Raw genomic sequence first — 22,566 nt, forward strand, 5'->3', positions numbered from 1 at the left:
GGAGGGCGGGCCGCTCGGCGAGCGACCGGTGACCGGAGTATGTGATTCGGCCAGGTGAGCGGCCAGCAATACGTTCTGCCTGGGGGAACGCGGCCGAAACACGTCACCGCCGGGAGCGGTGGGACGGCGCGCGGGACAGCGTTACGGCGCGGGGTCGGGGCGGCGCGGGGTGCCCACGGCGCTCACGTCGAGGACCGCGCCGGTCACGGTCGCGGACTCCTCGCGCGAGGCGAGCAGGACGTACGGGGCGACGTAGTCCTCGGCGCTGGGGGCCAGGTCGAGGGCGGAGTACCGACGGAGCCGGTCGCCGGTCGGCAGCATGTCGCTGATGGAGGTGTCGCCCAGCGCCATGGCGCGCGGCCCGCGCAGATCGGTCGCCATCCCGCCCGGCGCGACGGCGTTCACCCGCACGCGCGGCGCGAGTTCGTAGGCCAACTGCGCGACCAGTCCGACTCCGGCGTGTTTGGACGCGGTGTAGAGCACGCCGCCGCCGCGTGGGTACAGGGCGGCGTTGGACAGGGTGAAGATCATCGATCCCCGCCGCTCGGCGAGCGCCTGGGCCGCGGCCCGGGCGCCGAGCAGGTAGCCCTTGACGTTCACGCCGAACAATTCCTCGTAGCCGTTCTCCAGTTCGGCCATCGACATGTCGAGCGCCGCCCGGCCGAAGTCCCACAGGCCCGCGTTGCCGACGAACGCGTCGAGTCCTCCGAAGGCCGACACGGCCGCTTCGACGGCGGCGGTGTTGTCCTCTCCCGAGGTGACGTCACCGCGTACGCCGCGTACGCGGTCGCCGTGCGCCTCCCGCAGGTTGTCCAGTTTCTCCGGCGACCGTTCGAGCACCGTGGCCGTCGCGCCCTCGGCGACGAAGCGGTCGACGACGGCCCGGCCGAGTCCCGAGCCGCCACCGGTCACCAGCACCGACAGCCCGGCGAGACGCCCCTGTCCGGCGGCCATCAGTGGTGTTCCAGGAAGTGCTTGACCGTGGCGTTGAACTCGGTGGCGTGTTCGAGCTGCGCCCAGTGACCGCAGCGGCCGAACATCAGCAGCCGGGAGTCCGGGATGACCGCGTGCGCGCGCAGGCTGGTCTCGTAGTGCACCGTACGGTCGTCCCGGCCGTGGATGATCAGCGTCGGCACGTCGGACCGCGCCATCTTCTCCCCCGCCTGCGCGAAGCCGGTCGCGCCGACGCCCGCGCGCATCACCTCCAGCCAGTTGCGCAGGTGCTCCGGCCTGCTCGCGGCGGTGCGCGAGCGTTCCTCGGCCAACTCGCGGGTGGCGTGGGCCGGATCGAAGCACATCACCTCGACCAGCTTCTGGAAGTTCTCCGGTGAGGGGTCCTCGTAGGTGTCGAAGATGATCCGGATGCCTTCGGACATGCCGTTCGGCGCCATCACGTTGACGCCCCAGATGCCCGAGCCCATGGTCACCAGGTGCGAGACCCGCTCGGGGTGCTCGGTGGCCATGACCATCCCGATCGCGCCGCCCATGGAGTTCCCGACGAAGGCGGCGCGGTCGATGCCCATGGCGTCCATCAACTGCGTGACGGCCGCGCCCTGGTCGCGTCCGGTCGCCACGCTCTGCGGGTTGGAGTCGCCCCAGCCCGGCATCGTCACGGCGACGCACCGGAAGTCGGCGGCGAGCGCGCGGATGTTGGCCTCGAAGTTCGACCAGCCGGTGGCGCCGGGCCCGGTGCCGTGGATCAGGAACACGGGATCGCCGTCACCGGCTTCGTTGATCTGGATCTGGTAGTCGGCGGTGTCGACCAGCCGGTAGGTGGAGTCGTAGGTGATCTCTGAGGTGACGGTCGTCATTGCGCGCTCTTTCTCACGAGGTGCTGTTTGAGTGTTCCGCGCAGGTCGAGGCCGGGGTCGGACAGCAGTCGGCTGTCGACCGGCACGTTTCCCGCGATGAGCCGCTTCACCACGCCGACCTCGCGGGCGGCGCCCATGCCCGCTGCCGCCGCGATCCGGCCGTGGCGCAGCCAGAAGGCGAGGAACCGGTCGGGTACGGCGCCCTCCCGGAGGACGAAGTCGTCGCTGCGCCGGGGCCGTCCGATGATCTGCAACGTGGTGTCGTACTGGTCCGACCACGCGTAGGGCGGCGCGGTGTACCGCACCGGGCTGCCGGCGATCGTGCTGCCCACCGCCGCACCGTGCCGCTGCGCCGCCTCCCAGTGCTCGAGCCGGCCGCGGGCGGTCAGGTGCGGGTGCGGCTGGCTCGCGACATCGCCGGTCGCGTAGATCCACGCCCGGCTGGTCTGGCCGAACTCGTTGACGGGGATGCCCCAGTCGTCGACGTCGATACGTGCCGTACGGGCCAGCTCCGTCCGCGGGCGTACGCCGATCCCGACGACGACCGTGGCGGCCGGTACGCGGCGGCCGTCCGACAGACGCACCGCCTCCACGCCCGCCGGGGAGCCGAGGAATTCCGTGACCGTGACGCCGGTCAGCAGCCGCACCCCGTGGTCGCGGTGCAGCCGCGTCATCAGGTCCGCCACGGCCGGTCCGAGCACGGAGGCCAGCGGATACGGCTGCGCTTCGACCACGGTCACCTCGATGCCGCGCCGACGGGCGACGGCGGCGAGTTCGAGGCCGATGAAGCCCGCGCCGATGATGACCAGCGGGCCGCCGCGGGCCAGCCGCGCGTGGAGCCGTACCGCGTCGGCGGCGTCCCGGAGCGACAGGACGTTGTCGGCGTCGGCGCCGGGCGTGGTGAGGCGGCGCGCCGCGACACCGGTCGCCAGCACCAGCCGCCCGCAGCCGAGGACGTCGCCGCCGCTCAGCCGTACGGTGAGCGCGGCCGGATCGATGCCGACGACGCGTTCGCCAAGCCGCAGCGCGATGTCGAGGTCCTGGTAGACCGACGGGGGCTGGATGGGCACGAGACCGGCCGACTCCCCGTCGAGCAGTCCTTTCGACAACGGCGGCCGTTCGTAGGGGAGGTTGGGGTCCGCGTCGACCAGCGTGACTCTGCCCCGGTAGCCGTGGCCGCGCAGGGCCACGGCCGCGCAGACTCCGGCGGCGCTGGCCCCGACGATGACGCAGCTCTGACCGGGGACGGCCGACGTGCTCAACTCCGCTCCGGTATCTCGACCATGACGTCGTCGCCGTCCAGCTTCACCTGGTAGGTGCACAGCGGGAGGGACGCGGGCGGGGACAGCACGGAACCGGTCCTGAGGTCGAACTTCGCGAAGTGCCAGGCGCATTCGACCTGGTCGCCGTCCACGTACCCGTCGGCAAGCGAGGACTGGCCGTGCGTACAGGTGTCGTTCAGGGCGAAGAATTCGCCGTCCGCCCTGAACACGGCGACGGGCGGCACCGTCGGCATCTGGAGTGCGTCACCGTCGTCGAGTTCGTCGACGGAACAGGCACGGATCCACGGCATTGCTGCACCTTTCGGTAGGCGCGGGACGGCGCGCGGGCGCGGGTCGGGGTCAGAAGAAGTTGCTGAGGTTGCCGGACTGGAGCAGCGTCTGGTCGAGGTAGACGAACCGCTTGGCGATCGCGAGCCCGTTCTCCGTACGCCGCAGCGTGTCCTCGCGGCGGCCGACCCACTGGTCGGTGTCGCTCTTGAGCCGGGTGCGGTAGAGCAGGAAATTGCTCTGCACCACGAGTTCGTCGCCGCTGTCCTCGGTCACTCGGACGTTGGTGATGAGGTGCCGGGTACGGGACGGCGGGTCCTCGGCCCACGAGGTCCCGGTGGCGAACTTCTTGGCCCGCGTCCGGAGGAACTGCTTGTCCTCGTCGAAGTAGGCCATCTCGCCCGGCTTGGTGAACTCCAGGTGCAACTGCCGCCTGGTCATGGTCCGCCGCAGCGGCATGAAGTAGTGGGTGTCCTCGGTGAAGAGGCCGACCCACTCCTCGTACTGGTGGGCGTCGAGCAGCGCCGACTCGTAGGAGTAGAACTGCTCCACCTCGTGCTGCCGCAGCAGCGTGTCGAGGTCGACGGGGTGCGCGGCGGGCACCGCACGCGCTGCGGGTACGGCGTGGGTCGTCATCGCGGGCTCCTGGGCCTAGTAGCGGTCGTGGGGAGCCGTGCTCTTGCGCAGCCCCTCCCACGTGGGGTTGCGGAGCCACTCGCGCCAGGAGTGGTAGGTCCACAACTGGGCGTGCTCGTTGATGGGCGCGTCGATGACGGCGAGGCCGTCGTCCTTGACGACCTCGGACGTGCCGAGACCCATCTTCAGAAGCTGGGGGATCTCGCGGCTCTTGGTGCCCTTGGTCTGGAGGGTGGACTGCGCCCAGTTCTCGCCGTCCTCCTGTTCGAGCATTCCTGCGGGCCCGAAGAAGTGGATCTGCGCGTGCAGCGCGGCGGCCTGCTCCTGCGGCGAGGCGTTCTTGTCGCGGAAGGAGTACCACCAGATCTCGGTGACGTCGGGGCTGCGCGGCACCCGCAGGCTGAGCTGCGCGTTCGCCGTGACCCAGGCGGTCGGGAAGATGTGCGGGTGGCCGCCCACCCGGCTTCCGTGCCGCCCGAGCTTGGCCTGGGTCCGCGGTGTGTAGCGCCACTCGAACAGCTCCCGGCCCCCGGCTGTCACCTCCAGCGACTCCTGGTCGGGACCCGAGATCGCGTGCCCGTACTCGCCCACCATCACGACGTTGTGCAAGTCGCTGGGCAGGAAGGGGACTTCGAGGTCGGCGCCGGATTCGGTCCTGGCCCCGCCGTCGACGAACTCGTCCGGCGGGGCCGGGATGAGACCGACGGCGAAGGCCGACATGTGCGTGATCTGCGGGTGGTAGTAGTCGAAGACGTTGTCGACGGTGAACTTCCAGTTGGTCCTGACGGTGAACTTCTGGACGCCGGGAACGGCCTCCATGTCGCCGCGCTCGGCGAGCAGGTCCAGTCCGAGCCGGCCCGTCGCGCCGAGGTACTCCTCCAGGGGCGGCGCGTCCGCGTCCATGGTGGCGAACACGAAGCCGCGGTAGGAGTCGAGTTGGGCCACCTTGCGCAGCGGGTGCTTGGACAGGTCCAGCTTGTCCTTGTAGAAGAGGGACTTGCCGGGCACGCCGATGAGTTCGCCGTCCAGTCCGAAGGTCCACCCGTGGTACGTGCACATGAAATTGCGGACGTTTCCCTCCTCGGCCCGGCACACCGCGTTGCCGCGATGCGAACAGGTGTTGAGGAAGGCGCGGATCGAGCCGTCCCGCTGCCGGACCACGAGGACGTTGTCCGATCCCATCGGGGCCTCGAAGAAGTCGCCGCGCTTGGGGATCTGCGTCTCGTGGCACAGGAAGAGCCAGGCCCGGCCGAATATCCGCGTCATCTCCAGATCGAAGATCTCCTGGTCGCTGAAGATGCGCCGGTCGATCTCGCCTCTTTCGAGCGAGACCAGGTCATCGAGCTGGTCCACCGCGCGTGGGGAGTCGTTCATGGTGTTCTCCTTGGCGTACACGTCACCGTCAGTGGGTGTGATTGCGGTCGTGGCCCCAGAACTGGGCGGCGTCCCAATTCGTGATCGTCCAGGTCTCGTCGTCGATCAATTTGCCGGCGGTTCCGTACTCCACGCCGATCCCGGACGGCGACTTCATGTAGAACGAGAGCATCTCGTCGTTCGTGTGACGGCCGAGCGTCGCGGTGAGGGAGATCTCCTTCGCGCGCACCCGGTCCAGTGCGCGACCGACGCCGTCGACGCTGTCGACCTCGAGCATGAAGTGGTCGATGAAGGGCTTCCTGCCGTCCGGCGCGGGACCGAACGCGAGTGAGTGGTGCCGGGGATTGACGTGGGTGAACGTCAGGACCAGGGGCTTGAAGGTGATGTAGTCGCTCACCTTGAAACCGAGGACGTGGCGGTAGAAGGCGACCATCTCGTCCACGACGGACGAGACGAGCACGATGTGGCCGACCCCGAGGTCGTTGCCCTTGTCGTCGCGCGTCACGAACCGGACGCCGGTCGGCGAGACGAACGCGGAGGACACGGTGACGGCGCCGTAGAACAGCTCCAACCGGAAACCGGCCGGATCGGCGAACCGCACCAGTCGGCGGACTCCGCGCAGGTCGGCGAGGTGCGGATCCTCCGTGACGGCGACCCCGGCGCTCTCCAGGTCCCGCACCTGGGCGTCGAGGTCTTCCTCGGTCGCCACCTCCCATCCGACGTAGGACAGCGTGTCGTCCCCGGCGCGTACCGCGATGCGGTGGTGCCTGGCGTCCATCCGCAGAAACAGCGTTTCGACGTCGTCGGCGTCCCGTCCGCGGGTGACGTGCAGGCCCAGAATGTCGCCCGCGAAGTCCTCCCACGCGTCGAGGTCCTGCGCACCTATGCCGATGTAACCGAGCGCTTTGACATAACTCACGCGCGATTCCTCCGATTCCCAATGAATGACGCGGAAGCCCTCGGGAAACACACAGGGGAAGGGCCTGCGCATAACTGTATTGAGCGCCCGAAAAGAAGCCAGGATTCTGTTCCGTCAGACGGAAAGCAGTTGTTCCGGCGTGCTCCCCCGGGTCACTTGCGACGCAGCGCGGACGACAGCTGCTGCGCGGTGTCGACGAGCACCGACTTGTAGCGGGCGGGGGTGCGGCCGAGCACCGGGCAGGAAAGCGAGACCGCGGCGACCGCGCGGCTGTGATCAGCGGCCCAGACCGGCGCCGCCAGGCAGGCCACGCCGAGGAACGACTCCTCGTGATCCGTCGCGATACCGGTCTCGCGCACCCGGAGCAGTGAGAGCTTCATCCGCTGGGCGTCGGGAATGGTGTACGCGGTGAACCGCTTGAAGGATCCGTCGAGAACGGTCCTCAGATGCAGGGAGGGAGCGAACGCGAGCAGCGCCTTCCCGAGCCCTGTGGCATAAGCGGGCCTGCGTCCGCCGATACGCGTGTCCATTCTCGGCGCGCCCAGTCCGGAGACTTTGTCGATGTACAGGATGTCGGCGCCGCTGAGAATGGCGAGATGAATGGTCTGCCGGGTGAGGGCGAACAATTCCGCCAGATAGGGAGAGGCCAGTTCGCGCAGGTCCTTCGCGGCGCCGACCTGCACCCGGCTGCCCAGCTCGAAGACGCGCTCGGCGAGCAGATACCGCTCGCCTTCCTTGGCCACATAACCGTGCTCGATCATCGCGCTCAGCAGCCGGTGGACGGTCGACTTGGCCATCCCGGTGCGGGCGGCGATCTCCGAGACGCCCAGCGACTTCCGCGAACCGGACAGGGTGTCGAGCACGGCGAGCGCCTTGCCGACGGATGTGTCGCGCACTTCGCCGGCCGCCGCGGCGGCGTCGTGCACCCGCCGCGGGCTTTCCGGAGCAGGCATCGGGTTCCTCCTCAAGGTACGAGGTCACCAGCCGTTAAATGGGAGTAAACCCTCACTTAGCCGTCACAGTAGGCTGCCCGCAGTCGCATCGCAAGAGTGGGGAGCGGAGATTGCCGGACGAGTCCGCAGCACCGGTACCGGTACGCAAGCGCGCACCTCGCGCCGACTCCCGGCGGAACGTCGATCGCATCCTGGCGGCGGCCCAGACCCTGATCGAACGCGAGGGGCCCGACGTCACCCTCGACGAGATCGCCAAGGAGGCCGGGGTCGCGCCCGCCACCCTCTACCGGCACTTCCCGAGCAGAATGCACCTGTTCGAAGGCGTCTACCGCGGTCGCGTCGCGCGACTGGCCTCCATGGCGACGGAGTTGGCGCAGCGCGACGAGCCGACGGCGGCACTCCTGAACTGGCTGCGCCAGTTCGTCGATCTGGGAGTCGAGGCGCAGGGAGTCCTCGCCGGACTGCTCGCGCAGGGGCTCCGTGAGACCGATCCCGTCGCCAACACCGAGTGGGGTCAGTCGCTGCTGGTGTCGGCGGCGGATCTGCTGCTGCGGCCCGCCCAGGAGCTCGGCGCGATCCGCGACGACCTCACCGCCGGCCAGCTCGTGGCGCTGCTCACCGGCATCACCCTGGCCGTCCATACGCTCGGCGGCTCCGCGTCCGCGTCCGCTGCCCGGGCCCTGGACGCGCACCACGCGCTGAATCTGCTGCTCGAAGGTCTCACGCCGCGGCCGTGACCGCCGCCTTCACGGCCGGGGGCCCGCGGCGTCGCGCACCGGGCCGACGACGTGCCGCAGGCGTCAGCCCGTCAGCGTGTCGGCGGCCTTCGACGCTCCCGTCCCGTCCCGTTCGACATCGGTCGGCGCCCGCGTGCGCAGCATCACGGCCGGGACGATCGCGAGCACCGACAGGGCGACGGCCAGCCAGAACAACCCGCCGAAGGCGTCGGCCAGTTCGGGTGCCAGGCGCTGCCGCGCGGTGTCGCTCAGCCCGGCCAGGGACTGGACCCCGCCGCCGTCGGTGAAGCCGCTGAGCCGACGTTGGAGCAGAACCGCCGCCACAGCGGTGCCCATGGCCCCGGCGACGTACTGCACGATGCTCATCAGCGTCGACGCACCGGGGATCTCGTGGCCGCGCAAACCGGCGTATCCGGCGGCGGTCAGCGGCGTGGCCGTGGCGCCGACCCCGACGCCGCGGACGAACCAGCACACCGACAGCCATACGTCGCTGGTGTCGGGCCCGATCATGGTGAGCGGAAGCACTCCTGCGGTCACCATGAGCAGGCCGAAGACGATCACCGCCCGGGGACCGCGCTTGTCCATCACCCGGCCGGCCGTCGTCAGCACCAGCATCGCGCCGAAGGCCGACGGCGCCACCAGCAGGCCCGCCTTGATGGCGCTGTCCCCCCGCGCGAACTGGTAGTAGAGCTGCACCAGGAACAGCACCGCGTTGGTACCGGCGAGGTAGAGGAACATCGCGGTCTGGGCCGATCTGAGGGCCGCGTGCTTCCACAGCCGCAGGTCGAGCAGCGGATGAGGGGCCCGCAGCGCGTGCACGACGAACGCGGCGGTCAGGGCGATTCCCAGACCTCCGGTGAGCGCGACGGACGGGGACACGCGCCCGGCATCGCCGAAATCGGAGATGCCGTAGACAAGCAGCGCGAGTCCCGGCGGCAGCAGGGCCAGTCCGATGAGATCGAGCTTCCGGGGCACGCCCAGTTCGCCGCGGTCGAGGACGACCCAGGCCAAGCCGATCCCGAGAGCGCCCAGCGGCAGATTGACGAAGAAGATCCACCGCCAGGACAGGCTGGAGAGGATCAGTCCGCCGAAGATCGGCCCCAACAGGGGCCCCAGCATGGACGGAATCCCCACCACGGCCATGACGCGTCCGAGGCGGCCGGGGCCCGCCTCCCTGGCGAGGATCGTCTGCCCGGTGGGCAGCAGCATCCCGCCGCCGATCCCTTGCACCGCGCGCGCGACGATGAGCAGCGCCATCGAGTTGGCGAGTCCGCACAGCAGCGAGCCGAACAGGAACATGGCCATGGACGCGATCCACACCCGTCTGGAGCCGAATCGGTCGTTGGCCCAGCCGGTGAGCGGCACCACCGTGGCGAGGGCGAGAAGGTAGACCGTGCTGACCCACTGGACGGTGGCGAGCGAGGTGTCGAAACTCCTCACCAACGACGGCACGGCCACCTGGACGATCGTCGTGTCGAAGATGGATATCAGGGAGCCGAGAATCGTGACCGTCGCGACCAGAGTCATGCGTCGGTCGAAGACCTTCACCTTTTGAGAGCCGACGTCGTTCAACGAGTCTCCGATCGCACCGCACACTTCTCGCGGCGCGTGTCATCCGAAAAGGCGCGGCCGCACCGCCTTCGGAGAGTGTCCGCTCTCCGATCGCGATGCGGTGCCGCGTCGTTCCGTCAGACAGAACCGGGCTGCCCGTGGTCCGACCGGGGACGTACGGGTGCCGGGTGGTGCGGGCTCGGCCGGTGGTGCCGGGTCAGACCGTGCGGATCTCGTTCACGAGCGTGCCGATCGCCTCGCACTCGATCGTTCGCGTCGCGCCGATCCGGTGTTGGTAGTCGATCTCCCGCAGCGTGTGCGTCCCCGTGATGTCCGTGCCCACGTGGATGATGTCGCCGGGGAACAGGGTGTGGTGGTCGCTGGCGTGCGCGATGACTTCCGCCACCGAATAGATCAGGCGCTCGGTCCGGCATTCGATCCGTACGTCGTCGCCGGTCGCCAGGGTGATGCCGAGCCGGTCGGGGTCGGGGATCTCGTCCCTGGTCACGATCCACGGTCCGCACGGCTTGAAGCTGTCGGTGCCCTTGGCCCGCAGGTGGTAGGTGACCCTCATGTCCCCGTGCTCGAAGCCGGACGCGGCCCGGGGCCGGCCGCTGTGCCGCCGGTCCAGCTCCCCCGCCATGGAGCCGGGTACCACCACCGTGTCACCGGCCCGCAGCCCGGGCGCGGACACGTCGTCGATCAGGGTGTACCCGAAGACGTGGTCCAGTGCCTCGGCCGGGTCGATCCGCGTGCCCTGCCGTCCGATCACCACGGCCAGCTCCGGCTCGGGATGGACGAGTCCGAACGACGGGCGCAGCCGGATCGGCTGCCGGTGTCCGACCAGCGCGGAACCGGGTGAGGAGAAGAACGGCGGATGGTCGGGGACGCTCGACGCGAACGCGGCGAACACCGGGCTGTTGAAACCGACGCCCAGGATCTTCCCCGGCCGCGGGACCGGCGGCAGCCAGGCGCCGAGCCGGTCGATCTCGGCCACGCTGGTGGCGGCCGGGGACCGGTCCGTCCCGAGCGCGCGGGCCAGGCGCGGGCGCAGGTCGTCCCAGCGTTCGATGAGCGTCAGCACGCCGTAGAGGCCGGGGCCGCCGACGAGGTCGCCGACCGGGACCGCCCGGCCGGCCGGATCGAACACGACCGGCTCGGGCCGTCCGTCGATCACGCATGTTCCTATCCGCACGGCAGCGCCTCTCCGTGGAGCGGCGCCGCCGCGTTCGGCACGGTCTCGGTTCCTCTCACCACGACAGCAGTCCGCCGTCCACCACGATCGCCTGACCGGTCACGTAACCGGCCGCCGGGGAGAGCAGGAAGTCGATCATCGCGGCCACCTCGTCGGGCTCGCCCTGGCGGCCGAGCGGGATCTTCGCCTCCAGCTCGCCGACCGCCGCGTCGCGGTCGGAGGAGTGCTTCCAGTGCTCGTCGTTGAACGGCGTGTCGATCCAGCCGGGGCACACGCAGTTGACGCAGACCTTCAGCGCGCCCCACTCGACCGCCATCGCCCGCGTCATGCTGACGAGGGCCCCCTTGGACGCGGCGTACGCGAAGGACCCGAAGCCGCCCCGGAACGCGGAGGTCGAGCCGGTGAAGACGATCCGCGGCGCGGCGGACCGGCTCAGCGGCCCGATCGCGGCCTGGGCCAGCAGGAACGCGGCGCGGACGTTCAGGTCCATCGTCGCGGTCCAGTCCTCCAGGGGGTACCGGGCGACGGGCGCCTCGCGCAGCAGCGCGGTGGTGATGAGGAGTCCGTCCAGACCGCCGAACCGCGCGCAGGCCGCGTCGACCATGGCCCGGGCGGCGTCCACGTCGAACAGGTCGTGCTCGCCGATGACGAGGCGGCCGGGTGCTTCCTCGGCGGCCAGTTCACCGGCGGCCGCCATGTTGATGTCCGCGAGGTACACGTCGACACCACGGTTACGCAGGCGGCGTACGCAGGCGCGTCCGATTCCCGTGGCGCCTCCGGCGACAATGACGGCGGGCATGGTGATCTCCTCGGTGGAACGGGCTCGGGCTGATGGGCCTGGTGCCGCGAGCGGGGCAGACATGGCCGCTCGCGGCACCAGGGGCTGTGGCTGGTCGTCCTCGCGCGCGCGTCAGTCGTCTTCGCGCGAGTGCGTCACTATCTGGCCGGGGCTGACGAAACGCAGTGCGACGAACAGCAGGACCAGGCAGGTGAGCATGTAGATGACCGACATCGCGTCGATCGACTGCTGCGGGCGGAAGCCCGGCGTCCACAGGGCCGAGTACAGGGCGACGACGAGCGTCTCGCTGCCCGGCCCCGAGTTGAAGAAGGTCAGCTCGAAACTGCCCGCGGTGTGGATCAGCGTGAGCAGGCCCGACGCCAGGATTCCGGGCAGCAGCAGCGGCGCGAGCACCCGCCGGACCGTCTGAAGACCGTTCGCCCCGCAGGAGCGCGCGGCCCGTTCCAGGTTGGTGTCGAGCTGCTGGATGTACGGGATCATCAGCAGGACCACCAGGGGCACCGACGGCACCAGGTTGGCCACGATCACCCCGGACAGATGGCCGCCGAGGCCGAGCCGGTACAGCAGCGTCGCCAGCGGCAGACCGTAGGTGACCGGCGGCAGCATCAGCGGCAGCAGGAAGGCCAGGATCAGCAGCTTCTTGCCCGGGAAGTTCCCCCTTGCCAGCACATACGCCGCCGGAGCGCCGATGATCACGGCGAGCGCGGCCACGACCACCGCGACGGTGACCGTGATCACCATGACGTGGGAGAGGTCGTACTCGTTCCACGACGACCGGTAGTAGTCCGTCGTGTACCCCTTCGGCAGCCACCCGGTGAACCACTGCCGGCCGAAGGAGCTGACCGTCACGGAGGCGACGAGCCCGGCGATGTTGACCAGGAAGACGGCGACCAGCAGGCGGTAGAACCACCGGGGCAGGACACCGGCCCAGGTGCGACGCATCCGGCTCCGCAGTGCGGTAGGAGACGACTCGGACACCTCGATCACCCTTTCTGACCGGAACTCGGGCCCGTGTACAGGCGGGAACGCAGGAGCAGGATCGCGCCCACGATGAGGATCTGGACCAGGGCGGAGATGACCACCATCGCCATGGACATCGAGTAGTCCAGGGTCCGGTACGCCTGGAAGTAGGCCTCGACCGAGATGACGTGGGTGGAACCGGCGGGATCACCCACGAGGGTCGCGCTGGCGAACACGGAGAACCCCAGGACGAAGGTCAGACAGAGGACCACGGTCACACCCGGCGCCCACAAAGGGAGCAGGATCCGCCGGAACCGGGTCCACCGGTCCGCGCCGAGGGACGCGGCGGCCCGCTCGTAGAGGGTGTCGATGGACGCGAGATGGCTCATGGTCAGCAGGAACGCCAGCGGCAGACCCGTGATGACCATCGAGATCACGACGGCGGCGTAGTTGTGCAGCAGCATCAGGGGCTCGTCGATCACCCCGATCTTCATCAGGGTCCGGTTGAGCCAGCCCCGCGGGGACATGTAGGCGATCATCCCGTTGGAGACGAGCACGTTGCCGAGGGTCATCGGGATCAGGAAGGCCGTCGAGAGGTACTTCTTCCGCCGTCCGGCCCCGCGCAGCGGGTAGGCGAAGATCATCGCCGCCACCGTGTTGATCACGGCGACGACCACCGCGATCCGCAGGGTCTTCCAGATCGTCTCGCGGAGATACGGATCCTCGAAGAACCGCTGGTAGCTGCTGAAGGTCCCGCCCTTGTCGGGGGTCACCGACAGGCCGATGCCGTAGGCGATCGGGTAGAGGAACAGCACCCCGATCAGCGCCACCGCGGGCAGCATGGCCAGCAGCCCCCAGTGGAGTCCGTGACGTCGCAGCCACGCCCGTCGGCGGTCGCCCGAGTCGGGCGGGCCTCCCGGCGCCCGGTCGGCGCGGGCCGGTGTGGTCTCCACGGTCGCCGTCATGACAGCGCGCTCGGTTCGAGAGCCGTGTACTCGCCGTCGTCGGAGCCCTCCGCCGGGGCGGTGGAAGGCTCTCCCGCGGCGAAGGCCCGGACGCTCGCCACCGGGATCGACAGCTTGAGCACCGTGCCCGTTTCCGGCCGCACCGGTGTCCGTACGGACAGGGTCGCGCCGTCCGGCAGTTCGGCCTGCACGGTGAAGTCGCGGCCGTGGTACTGCGTGGAGCGCGCCACCGCCTCGAACGTGTTCACCGCGGAGGCGGAGTCCGTGACGCTCACCTCCTCCGGCCGGATCCGCACGGTCACGGACTGTCCGGGCCGCAGGTCGGTGCTCGACGTGGCGCGCAGCGTGATGCCGTGCCCCTCGACGACGGGTTCGCGGCCGGTCCCCCCGACCACGTGCGCCTGGAGCCGGTTGCGGTAGCCGACGAAGTCGGCGACGTAATCCGCCTCCGGTTCGCTGTAGATCTGCTGGGGCGTACCGTCCTGCACGGTCTTTCCCTTGCGCAGGACGATGATCCGGTCGGCGATCGAGAGGGCTTCCTCCTGGTCGTGCGTGACGTAGACGGTGGTCAGCCCCAGCTCGTCGTGGAGTTGCCGGATCTCGGAGCGCATCTCGAAGCGGAGCTTGGCGTCGAGGTTGGACAGCGGCTCGTCCATCAGCATGATCGACGGGCGCGGTGCGAGTGCCCGCGCGATGGCGACCCGCTGCTGCTGGCCGCCGGAGAGGCGGCCGGGCAGATTGTCGGCGTAGTCGGGGAGTTGGACCAGGTCCAGCGCCCACTTCACCCGCTCGCGCACCTCAGGCTTGGGCATGCGGCGTACTTCGAGTCCGAACGCGACGTTCTTGGCGACGGACAGGTGCGGAAAGAGCGCGTAGTTCTGGAACACCATGCCGAAGCCGCGCTTCTCCGCGGGCCGCTGGTCGATCCGCTCGTCGTCCACCCAGAGCCGGCCCTCGGTGGCCGTGACATGTCCGGCCAGACAGCCGAGGAGGGTGGATTTTCCACAGCCAGAAGGACCCAGCAGCGCGGTGAACTCTCCGGCCTTGATCGTCGCAGTCATGGAGTCCAGTGCGACCACGCTCCCGTTGTAGACACAGGTCAGACCTTCGAGCCGAAGCTCGCTGAACTCACCGCGTCGCTGGGTTGCTCTCACGTCACTTACCACCAATGATTCGGTTCCATTTGTCGTACGCGGCGACGAGGACGTCCGCGGGCAGCGGGTCCGCGCCCGGATACTTGGCGATGTAGTCGTCGTAGTCGGCGACGCCGTACTTCTTGTTGAGTTCGGCCATCTCCGGCGGTGCCATGTCGACCGTGACGTCCTTGATCGCCGGGCCCGGATAGACGTAACCGTGGTCGAAGGTCATGGCCTGCTGCTCGGGCTGGAGCATGAATCCGAGCAGCCGCAGCGACACCGCGAGGTGGTCGGCCGAGACGCCCTTCGGGATGGCCACCGATCCGCCGGACAGGATGAACTTCGTGTTCTCCAGGACCGTGAAGGTGGCGGACTCGGGAATCAGGTTGTCCGCACGGGGCTGGACGTGCCATCCGAAGGTGGACGGTACCAGCTTCACTGTTCCATTAGTGAGGTTGGCGTAGGTTTCGCTGGTTTTGGCCGGGTAGTTGTCGATGTACTTGCCGAGCTCCTTGAGGTAGGCCCAGGTCTTGTCCCAGCCCTTCTCCGGGTCTCTCGGGTCGGAGTCGCCGAGCTGGTACGGCAGGCCCTGGAGGAACGCCGAGCCCGGTCCGGAGTTCGCGACGGACGCGTACTGGAACTTGCCGGGATTCCGCTTCGCCCACTCCAGCAGTTCCTGCGCGGTCTTCGGCGGGTCGGACAGCTTGTCCGGCAGGTACTCGAGCAGCGGGCCGAACGTGCCGGTGTCGTAGATCAGCGCCTGGCCGTGCGCGTTCTTCCAGAGCTTCTTCGCGTTGTCGAGGTAGGTGTTCTCCAGATCGGGCAGGCCGTCCTTGTACTCGGGCCAGATCTTGGTGAACAGGTTCTGACTCACGCCCGCGGCGAGGCTGTCCGGCCCCAGCAGGACGATGTCCACACCTACCCGGCCGGCGTTCTGCTGGGCCTTGAGCTTGCCGGGCATCTCCGGCGAGGTCGTCGTGGTGTAGTTGATCTTGCTGACCAGTTCGGGGTGCTTCTTCCCGAACTCCTCGATCAGCGGCTTGGCGACGGACAGTCCGCCGGCCGAGTCCATGATCGTGAGCGTGACGGGCTTCTTGGGGGCCGCGGGGAACTTGCCGTCCGCGGCGGCCGGGGTCTCTTCGACACTCTTGGAACCTGGGCTGCCGCATCCCGCGACGCCGATGACACTGATGACGGTGAGTCCGGCGAGGGCGACTCGCCACCGGGAAGAACGTCTCAACGTGACCTCCTGGGTCGGTACTTCGGTCGTTGATGTGGTGGCCGGAATACTCGACGGCCGTGCCTATAGGTCGTTTAGGGCGGTTACGTCCAACCTTCTCCGCCTCTACGCTATGTCTGACAGCCTTACATCGCACCAGTGCGGCGACGGACGTTATGCACCTGAGACGGTGCGCTGCCGCCAATGGGTCGAGCAGGGGTTGCCGGCGCCGTACTGAATGACGCCGCGGTCGGGTTCGATGATGAATCCGGCGATGGTGCAGGTCCGTTCCTCGATCGCGATCGAGGGATCGGGGTGCTGGCAGATGCTGCCGGGCCAGTCGTGGTGGTCGGACAGGGCCTCCTTGACCTCGTGGATCGTGCGTACGCGAGGGTCGCGCAGGCGCAGTTCGATGTTGCGGTGCCGGTCGAGCGTGTGCGGCTTCCGCCTGGCGTAGTCGTCCGTCGTGGTGAGCCCGGCGGACAGGAAGTGGTTGGTGTGCGTCAACACCCCGTCGCGCGGGGTGATCCGCTCCGGCGCCCCGTCGCTGGCGGGCGTCTCCAGGTTCTGACAGAAGCCGGTGCCGTCGCTGATCAGGTAGTTCGCGGACATCGCCCGGTCGGCGGTCGCTATCCGCTCCGCGCTCTCCGCCCCCGATCCGGCGTCGAGGACCGACCGCAGCAGGATGTGGTACGGGACGCCGGCTCCGTCGGTGCGGACGTCGCCGATCAGGGTGTTGGTGCACAGGGCGACGCCGGCCGAATTCAGTCCGACCTTGGCCAACTGCCCGGCCTCGACGACGGTCACGAAGTTGGGCGCGTCGGTCCGCCGGACGTCGAGGACGACCGTGGTCCGTCGCGCGTGGGTCAGCCAGTCCCAGTTCTGCCCGGTGACGATGCCCTGGCCCGTGCGTTCCGGCATGAGCGCGAAGGACGTGCACTCCGCCGGCATCGACCGGGCGCGGGCCGGGGCGGCGGCGAACATGATCTCGCTCCGCGCGTTGAGCGCGAGGATGTCGCTCAACTCGACCCCCGCACCTGCGGCGATGCCCGCGATCTCCTCACCGATGGCGGGAGAGAAGTCGCCGATCGGCCGTTCGTACCGCAGGGCGAACTTCCGCACCTGCTGCCAGTCCCAGCCGACCATGTGCCGGAAGACCCTGGTGTAGCGGTGGATTGACTCTTTGATCTCCGGTGCGGCGGCGCGGCCGTATGACTCCCCGCGTCTCCGCGGGTCGCCCTCCACACAGATCGTGCGAAATGCGGCAATATGTCCGGGTTCGTAGTTCACCGAGTCCACGTCTCTCTGACATTTCAAAAGTCGTCTGGCTGCCTGGCAGGTAACGATGAGTCCGTCCGCCGGGCCTGTCAAGAGCCAGGTCGCACTTGATTCACCTGGACTTCCACCGGGGCTCAATCGGACGAACCGTGACCGCAAGGTGATTGCAAGCCAAGCTCAGCCCATGGCACTATGACACTGCTGTCTGACAGCCAGGCAGGACGCGAGGCGCGGTCACGTGGTGCCTCCGCGCACGACGTGTTCTGGGTTCGCCGGCAGTTCGCACGGAACCGCCGCAAGCAGAAAGAAGTGACATGACAGAGACCGACCAAGGCAAACAGCCTCGCCTCGTGCCCTACCGGGACGCACTGCGACTGGTGTGGGGCGACGACGAGTCAGGGAAGCTGCCGGACTGGTTCCTGGCGAGCGACGAGAAGATGAGCGTCAACATCGTGGCCATCCCGGTCGGCGGTGCCGTCATCCACTCGGACGAGAACCGGTCGATCTTCGGATCCGACGAGTTCTTCTACGTTCTCGACGGGACGATGGTCCAGTCGAACCCGACCACCGGTGAAGTCCTCGTCATCGAGGCGGGCGACGCGGCCTGGTTCCGCAAGGACACCTGGCACCACCAGTGGAACTACAGCGACACCGAGCTGCGGTTCGTGGAGTTCTTCCACCCCTCGCCCAAGACCGGCACGGGCCAGCCGTACGCGCAGACCCACGAGAACATCACCACCTACAAGCACAAGCAGGACGAGTACATCGGCCGCTGGCCGATGGCGCGTGCCGAGGCCGACGCCGCGAAGACCATGTGGGCGGCCAGGGACGAGGACATCCTGTGGCGCCTGGAGGGGCACAAGCGCGGCCGGGAGCTGCTCACCGGCATCATGCTGAGCACGGAGCACGTGACCATCGGGAAGCAGCGCTTCCTGCCGGGCCAGCGCAGCGACGTGTTCACCCACCAGGGCGACAAGCTGTTCTTCGTCGAAGAAGGCACCGTCCATGTCGAGTTCCCGGAGACGCGGGTCTTCTTCGAGCTCGGCCCGCGCGACTCGTGCCAGATCCCGGAAGGTACGCCGCACTCGTTCTACAACGTGGCGGCCAAGGGGGCCCGCGCGGTGTTCTGCGTCGCCCCGGACTACCTGCCGGCCACCGGCTGACCCCAGGCCGACCGCCGGCGCAGCGGCAGAACATGAGCGACCGCCGACTACCCTCGGGTAGGCGGCGGTCGCCGTTCGCGTTCTTGGGCGGAGAAAAACGTCAGCCGTTCACGGTTGCGTCCCGCGCCACCCGGCGGCCTCGCTTGAACACCGCGACGACCCGGTCGAGGTCGCCGATCGACTCGGTCGGGTTTCCCGCGACGACCAGGAGGTCGGCGTACGCGCCGGGCGCGATCGTGCCCACCTCACCGGCGCGGCCGAGGGCATGGGCGCCTCCGGAGGTCAGCGCCGCGAGCGCCTCCGCCGGTCGCCATCCGGCGAACGCGACCATCGCGCGCGCCCTGACCGTCAGGTCGCGGCAGTCGGGGAACTGCCCGTAGATCGAGTCCGATCCCAGGGCCACCGGCACGCCCGCGCGGGCGAGCGTCCGTCCGTTCCGCCAGATCCGCAGCCGCCGCTCCAGGCCGGGCGCCATCGGTGAATCCGCGCCGGACGGCACTGGCGTGTCCAGCAGATCGGCGATCGCCGGCTCGATCGGACCGGCGAGAACGACCGACTGCCTCCGGTCGCACAGGGCGCGCAGCAGCTCGGGTGGCGGCGCCTGAATCCGGCCGCGCGCATCGAGCCAGGTGCAGTGCTCGATCGTGTCGACCCCGGCGGCGAGCGCGATCTCGATCCCCTCGGTGCCGTGCGCGTGGGCGGCGACCCGCATCCCGCGGGCGTGCGCGGCGGCCACGATCGCGGCCATCTCGGACCGCCCCAGATACGCCCTGCTCATATCGGTGCCAGGGGTCAGCGAACCGCCGGTCACCGCGATCTTGACGAGGTCGGCTCCCTCGTCGTGCAGCAGCCGCACCGCCCCGGCCGCCTCGGCGGCCCCCTCGACAGTGATGCCGAACGAGCGGAAGTGGCCGTCGGGCGAGGTGATCGGGCGGCCCGCGGCCACGACGGTGGGACCGTCCGCGGGCCGCGCGCCGATCGCGTCCCGCAGGGCCTGGCCGTCGGTCCCGGGTGAGCCGAGATCGCGGACGGTGGTGACGCCCCTGCCCAGCAGACGGGCGGCGACGGCGCGCGCGGCGGCCGTCGCGGCGGCGGAACCGCTGTCCACCCGCGTCAGATCCCGGCCGTACGGCAGAAGGAGGTGGGTGTGCGCGTCGATCAGGCCGGGAAGTACCGTCGCCGCCTCGAACGTCAGCTCGGGACCGCCGGTGTGCGGAACATCGGCGTCGGGACCGACCGCGGCGATCCTGTCGCCGCGGACCAGGATCGCCGCGCCCCGTCGCGCGACGCCCGCTCCCCCGTACAGCCACCGCGCCCGGATACGCGTGGCCGGGCTCGCCTCCCGGTCCTCGGCCGTACCCGTCACGACTGGCGCAGCCGGTCGGCGAGCGCTTCAAGCGCCGACCGGGGACTGGCCAGTACGGGAATCCGCGGGGCTTCGTCGAGTTCCGCGACGATGCGGCTCATCGACGCCTGAGCGAGCACGATGACGTCGCACCGGGGGATCAGCTCGCCCAGCGCGTCACGGACCAGCGTGTCGTGGGCGGCGGGGTCGCCGGCCGCCTGTGCCTCGAAGGCGCCCACGCACAGCGTCTCGACCAGTTCGATCGGCGCCTCGGCCTGTTCGGCCGCCCGGCGGATCAGATTCGCGGTCGGGGCCAGCGTCGTGCCGAGGGTCGCGATCACCCCGATCCGCGGACCGCTCCGTACGGCTTCCTCGGCCATCCGCTCGTCGATCCGCAGCACCGGGACCGTGCTGAAGGGCCTGGTCAGCTCCACCGCCTCGCCGAGCGACGAGCAGGTGACCAGTACGAAGTCGGCGCCCGCGTCGGCCGCCGACCAGACATGCCCGAGCAGGCGCCGGGCGGTTCCGGCGCGTACTCCTCCCTCCGCGCGGGTCACCGAGAGGAGGCTGTCGTCCACGATGTGGCGAAGCTCGATCTCGTGGGGGAGCGACTCGGCGGCCAGGGCGGTGAAGACCGGGGGCAGTGTGGTCACGGTGTGGATCATGGTGATGACAGGACGGTCGGACATGGGTCACCTGTTCGGGTCGGCCGGACGCAGGGCACCGATCTGGTCGCTGGTCAGAGTGGATATGTCATGGGACCGGACGGCCAGCCACAATCTGGCGGTCGCCTCGATCTCCTCGGCCGCCTCCGCCGCGTCGGCGAGCGTGCCGCCTCCGGCGAGCGTGCCGTGGTGGGCCAGCAGCAGGCAGTGGGACCGCGTGAGCAGCGGGCGGACCGCCTCGGCCATGGCCGGGTCCCCGGGCCGGAAGTACGGCACGACCGGGAGGGAGCCGACCCGCATCACGTAATAGGGGGTGAGCGGGGGAATCGCGTCGGACGGATCGGTGTCCCGCAGCAGCGAGACCGCGACGGCGCAGGGGGAATGGAGGTGGACGACGGCGCGCAGTTCGGGGCGGGCGCGGTACACCGCCAGGTGCAGCAGGAGTTCCTTGGTCGGCGGCGGGCCGGACAACCGGGCGCCCCGCTCGTCGACGTGCGCGAGGCCGTCCTCGGTCAGCGAGCCGAGCGCCGAGCCGGTCGGGGTGACCAGCACGCCGTCCGCCGTACGCACGCTCAGGTTTCCGGTACGGCCGTGCGCGAGCCCGCGGTCGGACAGGAGCTTGGCGTACGCGACCAGGTCACCCGCGGCTGTCGGCGTCATCGGGCCACGGCCTTGAGGAAGAAGTCCGGTCCGCCGAAGTTGCCGGACTTCAACGCGAGTGCCAGCTCGGTCGGGCCGAGCGAACGCATCCAGGGCACGCCCGGATCGATGGGGCCGCCCAGTTGGAGGGCCCGTACGCCGAGCCGTTGCAGCACCGCGCCGGAGGTCTCGCCTCCGGCGACGACCAGACGCCGTATCCCGCCGTCGACCGCTCCGGCGGCCAGTTCGGCGAGGAAGGTCTCGATGGCGGAGCCCAGGTCGGTCGAGCCGGCCCCGGCTTCGGCCTCGGCTTCTTCGGTCGACTGGCGGGCGTCCGCCGCGCTGTGGACCAGCACCGCAGGCGAGTCCGACAGCAAGGTCAGCGCACGCGCGACGACTTCGGCCGCGTACCCCGCGTCGTCCCGTACCCGCGCGAGGTCGAGGGCGATGGCCGGGCCGCTCTCGCGGAAAGCGGCGATCTGGCCGCGAGTGGCGTCCGAGCAGCTGCCCGCGACGATGAAGGTGGGTCCCGCGATGGTGTCCGCGAAGTCGCCGGGGCCGGGCCCGACCGCGTCGGCCGGGACCATGCCGTGCGAGGTCGCGCTGTCCTGAGCCGCCGCCCCGGCCGCCGCGTGCAGACCGTTCGCCCCGATCCAGAAGGCCGCGTCACCGATGGCGTCCGCGAGGACGAGCAGGTCGTCACGGCAGATCGCGTCCGCGACCGCGAAACGCACACCGGCCGCGCGCAGGTCCGCCAGCCGGGCGCGTACGGCCGGGGCCCCGGACCGTACGAGGGAGTGATCCACGAGACCGACCTCGGCGGTGGTCTGGGCGGTCAGCAGCCGTACGAGGTTGGAGTCGGTCATCGGATTGAGGGGGTGCCGGGCCAGCGAGGACTCCGCCAGCGGCAGGTCGTGGACGAACAGGTTTCCCTGGTAGACGGTCCTGCCGTTGGCCGGTGCGGCCGGGCAGACCAGCGTGATCCCGCTGTCCAGCGCGTCCGCGAGGGCGAGTCCGACGGGTCCGATGTTGCCGCGAGGCGTGGAGTCGAACGTCGAGCAGATCTTGAAGCCGATCCGGCGCGCCCCGAGGTCCCGCAGCCGGCGCAGCGCCGCCAGCGATTCGGCGACCGCATCTTCCGGCGGCACACTGCGCGTTTTGAGCGAGACGACGACGGCGTCATGCGGCGGCAGTTCGAGGTCGGGGCCGGGCACGCCCACCACCTGGACCGTCCGTCTGCCCGCCGCGCTGAGCGCCGCGGCCACGTCCGACCCGCCGGTGATGTCGTCCGCGATGATCCCGATCACTTCCGAGTCACCCACATTTCCCCCAAAGGTCAGGCAGTCTGACAGGTTGAAATGTAGCACGGCGACGCGGCGGGGAGCAGGCGCGTCACAGGTCGCGGCGGTGCGCGCGCCGACGCGTACCCGGACACGGGGTAACGGGCACACGGGGCATGGGGCATGGGGCATGGGACGCATACCGGAGGGCGGCGCGGCGGCGCGCACCAACGCGCGGCGCGGCTCGGCTCGGCTCGGCGACAGACGGCGAGCCGGGTCCCGTGACGGCGTTCGGGCGACCTGTCAGACAGCTAGGACGTGGACTGCGAGCCGACCGTACGCCCCTTCGGGGCGTTCCAGCCCTCACGACCGCGACGACGCCACTTTCGTG

22 protein-coding genes are annotated in these 22,566 nt (G+C 69.7%); 2 read left to right on the forward strand and 20 right to left on the reverse strand.

The window, feature by feature from the left end:
• Positions 1 to 141 precede the first annotated feature (141 nt).
• The 8 genes from hcaB to ACIP4Z_RS14575 all read right to left on the reverse strand — a co-directional run bounded on the left by hcaB (position 142) and on the right by ACIP4Z_RS14575 (position 7,243).
• The gene (gene hcaB / locus ACIP4Z_RS14540) at positions 142 to 954 is read right to left on the reverse strand and encodes a 3-(cis-5,6-dihydroxycyclohexa-1,3-dien-1-yl)propanoate dehydrogenase (RefSeq protein ID WP_401307844.1); all 813 of its coding nucleotides are present in this window, start codon (positions 952 to 954) and stop codon (positions 142 to 144) included.
• Complete coding sequence (locus ACIP4Z_RS14545) at positions 954 to 1,811, reverse strand: alpha/beta fold hydrolase (protein WP_401307847.1); 858 nt, start codon at positions 1,809 to 1,811, stop codon at positions 954 to 956. The genes hcaB and ACIP4Z_RS14545 overlap by 1 nt, the downstream gene beginning before the upstream one ends.
• Positions 1,808 to 3,073 (reverse strand): NAD(P)/FAD-dependent oxidoreductase, encoded by a 1,266-nt coding sequence (locus ACIP4Z_RS14550; RefSeq protein WP_401307850.1) that lies wholly within the window; start codon positions 3,071 to 3,073, stop codon positions 1,808 to 1,810. Before ACIP4Z_RS14550 ends, ACIP4Z_RS14545 begins: the two co-directional genes overlap by 4 nt.
• Entirely contained in the window at positions 3,070 to 3,384 is a 315-nt protein-coding gene (locus ACIP4Z_RS14555; RefSeq protein WP_355335349.1) for a bifunctional 3-phenylpropionate/cinnamic acid dioxygenase ferredoxin subunit, read from the reverse strand. The genes ACIP4Z_RS14550 and ACIP4Z_RS14555 overlap by 4 nt, the downstream gene beginning before the upstream one ends.
• Positions 3,385 to 3,433: 49 nt before the next feature.
• On the reverse strand, positions 3,434 to 3,997 hold the full coding sequence (locus tag ACIP4Z_RS14560) for an aromatic-ring-hydroxylating dioxygenase subunit beta (RefSeq protein ID WP_401307853.1): 564 nt from the start codon (positions 3,995 to 3,997) through the stop codon (positions 3,434 to 3,436).
• 15 nt (positions 3,998 to 4,012) lie between these two features.
• Positions 4,013 to 5,371 carry a Rieske 2Fe-2S domain-containing protein gene (locus ACIP4Z_RS14565; RefSeq protein ID WP_391162835.1) on the reverse strand — a complete coding sequence of 453 codons (1,359 nt, stop codon included), beginning with the start codon at positions 5,369 to 5,371 and terminating at the stop codon, positions 4,013 to 4,015.
• Between the two features lie 28 nt (positions 5,372 to 5,399).
• Positions 5,400 to 6,290 (reverse strand): VOC family protein, encoded by an 891-nt coding sequence (locus ACIP4Z_RS14570; protein ID WP_391048161.1) that lies wholly within the window; start codon positions 6,288 to 6,290, stop codon positions 5,400 to 5,402.
• Between the two features lie 152 nt (positions 6,291 to 6,442).
• Positions 6,443 to 7,243: an IclR family transcriptional regulator gene (locus ACIP4Z_RS14575; protein WP_355335360.1), complete on the reverse strand. Its 801-nt coding sequence runs from the start codon at positions 7,241 to 7,243 to the stop codon at positions 6,443 to 6,445.
• Positions 7,244 to 7,353: 110 nt separating this feature from the next.
• On the opposite strand from ACIP4Z_RS14575, the gene ACIP4Z_RS14580 reads away from it, so the two are divergent.
• A complete protein-coding gene (locus ACIP4Z_RS14580; RefSeq protein ID WP_401307858.1) occupies positions 7,354 to 7,980 on the forward strand; it encodes a TetR/AcrR family transcriptional regulator in 627 nt (208 codons plus the stop codon).
• A gap of 63 nt (positions 7,981 to 8,043) precedes the next feature.
• On the opposite strand, the gene ACIP4Z_RS14585 is transcribed toward ACIP4Z_RS14580, so the two are convergent.
• From ACIP4Z_RS14585 to ACIP4Z_RS14620, 8 genes are all read right to left on the reverse strand, one after another.
• Positions 8,044 to 9,507 (reverse strand): MDR family MFS transporter, encoded by a 1,464-nt coding sequence (locus ACIP4Z_RS14585; protein WP_401307861.1) that lies wholly within the window; start codon positions 9,505 to 9,507, stop codon positions 8,044 to 8,046.
• A gap of 241 nt (positions 9,508 to 9,748) precedes the next feature.
• Entirely contained in the window at positions 9,749 to 10,708 is a 960-nt protein-coding gene (locus tag ACIP4Z_RS14590) for a fumarylacetoacetate hydrolase family protein (protein WP_355335367.1), read from the reverse strand.
• A 73-nt stretch (positions 10,709 to 10,781) separates the two neighbouring features.
• Positions 10,782 to 11,525 carry an SDR family NAD(P)-dependent oxidoreductase gene (locus ACIP4Z_RS14595; protein WP_401307864.1) on the reverse strand — a complete coding sequence of 248 codons (744 nt, stop codon included), beginning with the start codon at positions 11,523 to 11,525 and terminating at the stop codon, positions 10,782 to 10,784.
• 111 nt (positions 11,526 to 11,636) lie between these two features.
• Positions 11,637 to 12,467, reverse strand: a complete 831-nt coding sequence (locus ACIP4Z_RS14600) for an ABC transporter permease subunit (protein ID WP_188279655.1) — start codon at positions 12,465 to 12,467, stop codon at positions 11,637 to 11,639.
• Positions 12,468 to 12,508: 41 nt separating this feature from the next.
• Entirely contained in the window at positions 12,509 to 13,450 is a 942-nt protein-coding gene (locus ACIP4Z_RS14605; protein ID WP_401307867.1) for an ABC transporter permease, read from the reverse strand.
• The gene (locus ACIP4Z_RS14610) at positions 13,447 to 14,511 is read right to left on the reverse strand and encodes an ABC transporter ATP-binding protein (protein ID WP_401307870.1); all 1,065 of its coding nucleotides are present in this window, start codon (positions 14,509 to 14,511) and stop codon (positions 13,447 to 13,449) included. The genes ACIP4Z_RS14605 and ACIP4Z_RS14610 overlap by 4 nt, the downstream gene beginning before the upstream one ends.
• A 94-nt stretch (positions 14,512 to 14,605) precedes the next feature.
• A complete protein-coding gene (locus ACIP4Z_RS14615) occupies positions 14,606 to 15,826 on the reverse strand; it encodes an extracellular solute-binding protein (protein ID WP_355335377.1) in 1,221 nt (406 codons plus the stop codon).
• Between the two features lie 153 nt (positions 15,827 to 15,979).
• The gene (locus ACIP4Z_RS14620; protein WP_355335380.1) at positions 15,980 to 17,104 is read right to left on the reverse strand and encodes a C45 family peptidase; all 1,125 of its coding nucleotides are present in this window, start codon (positions 17,102 to 17,104) and stop codon (positions 15,980 to 15,982) included.
• Positions 17,105 to 17,397: 293 nt separating this feature from the next.
• On the opposite strand from ACIP4Z_RS14620, the gene ACIP4Z_RS14625 reads away from it, so the two are divergent.
• A complete protein-coding gene (locus tag ACIP4Z_RS14625; RefSeq protein WP_355335383.1) occupies positions 17,398 to 18,246 on the forward strand; it encodes a cupin domain-containing protein in 849 nt (282 codons plus the stop codon).
• 100 nt (positions 18,247 to 18,346) lie between these two features.
• Here the strand turns inward: ACIP4Z_RS14625 and ACIP4Z_RS14630 are convergent, their stop codons facing one another.
• From ACIP4Z_RS14630 to otnK, 4 genes are read right to left on the reverse strand one after another with little or no spacing between them, the layout of a single operon-like run.
• The gene (locus tag ACIP4Z_RS14630) at positions 18,347 to 19,612 is read right to left on the reverse strand and encodes an amidohydrolase family protein (RefSeq protein WP_401307875.1); all 1,266 of its coding nucleotides are present in this window, start codon (positions 19,610 to 19,612) and stop codon (positions 18,347 to 18,349) included.
• Positions 19,609 to 20,280 (reverse strand): aspartate/glutamate racemase family protein, encoded by a 672-nt coding sequence (locus tag ACIP4Z_RS14635; protein ID WP_401307878.1) that lies wholly within the window; start codon positions 20,278 to 20,280, stop codon positions 19,609 to 19,611. Before ACIP4Z_RS14635 ends, ACIP4Z_RS14630 begins: the two co-directional genes overlap by 4 nt.
• 3 nt (positions 20,281 to 20,283) lie before the next feature.
• Positions 20,284 to 20,916, reverse strand: coding sequence for an aldolase (locus tag ACIP4Z_RS14640; protein ID WP_401307880.1), 633 nt, complete (start codon positions 20,914 to 20,916; stop codon positions 20,284 to 20,286).
• A complete protein-coding gene (otnK, locus tag ACIP4Z_RS14645; RefSeq protein ID WP_401307883.1) occupies positions 20,913 to 22,217 on the reverse strand; it encodes a 3-oxo-tetronate kinase in 1,305 nt (434 codons plus the stop codon). Before otnK ends, ACIP4Z_RS14640 begins: the two co-directional genes overlap by 4 nt.
• Between the last annotated feature and the right edge of the window lie 349 nt (positions 22,218 to 22,566).

This window comes from Streptomyces sp. NPDC088910 (assembly GCF_044749865.1).
In the GTDB taxonomy this organism is placed as follows: domain Bacteria; phylum Actinomycetota; class Actinomycetes; order Streptomycetales; family Streptomycetaceae; genus Actinacidiphila.

Bases quoted from the DNA above. Each gene is read 5' to 3' on its own strand.
- ACIP4Z_RS14545 (WP_401307847.1), bottom strand. From the start codon at position 1,811: ATGACGACCGTCACCTCAGAGATCACCTACGACTCCACCTACCGGCTG.
- ACIP4Z_RS14600 (WP_188279655.1), bottom strand. From the start codon at position 12,467: ATGCGTCGCACCTGGGCCGGTGTCCTGCCCCGGTGGTTCTACCGCCTG.
- hcaB (WP_401307844.1), bottom strand. From the start codon at position 954: ATGGCCGCCGGACAGGGGCGTCTCGCCGGGCTGTCGGTGCTGGTGACC.
- ACIP4Z_RS14555 (WP_355335349.1), bottom strand. From the start codon at position 3,384: ATGCCGTGGATCCGTGCCTGTTCCGTCGACGAACTCGACGACGGTGAC.
- ACIP4Z_RS14585 (WP_401307861.1), bottom strand. From the start codon at position 9,507: ATGACTCTGGTCGCGACGGTCACGATTCTCGGCTCCCTGATATCCATC.
- ACIP4Z_RS14595 (WP_401307864.1), bottom strand. From the start codon at position 11,525: ATGCCCGCCGTCATTGTCGCCGGAGGCGCCACGGGAATCGGACGCGCC.
- ACIP4Z_RS14575 (WP_355335360.1), bottom strand. From the start codon at position 7,243: ATGCCTGCTCCGGAAAGCCCGCGGCGGGTGCACGACGCCGCCGCGGCG.
- ACIP4Z_RS14640 (WP_401307880.1), bottom strand. From the start codon at position 20,916: ATGACGCCGACAGCCGCGGGTGACCTGGTCGCGTACGCCAAGCTCCTG.
- ACIP4Z_RS14605 (WP_401307867.1), bottom strand. From the start codon at position 13,450: ATGACGGCGACCGTGGAGACCACACCGGCCCGCGCCGACCGGGCGCCG.
- ACIP4Z_RS14635 (WP_401307878.1), bottom strand. From the start codon at position 20,280: ATGTCCGACCGTCCTGTCATCACCATGATCCACACCGTGACCACACTG.
- ACIP4Z_RS14610 (WP_401307870.1), bottom strand. From the start codon at position 14,511: ATGACTGCGACGATCAAGGCCGGAGAGTTCACCGCGCTGCTGGGTCCT.
- ACIP4Z_RS14565 (WP_391162835.1), bottom strand. From the start codon at position 5,371: ATGAACGACTCCCCACGCGCGGTGGACCAGCTCGATGACCTGGTCTCG.
- ACIP4Z_RS14625 (WP_355335383.1), top strand. From the start codon at position 17,398: ATGACAGAGACCGACCAAGGCAAACAGCCTCGCCTCGTGCCCTACCGG.
- ACIP4Z_RS14560 (WP_401307853.1), bottom strand. From the start codon at position 3,997: ATGACGACCCACGCCGTACCCGCAGCGCGTGCGGTGCCCGCCGCGCAC.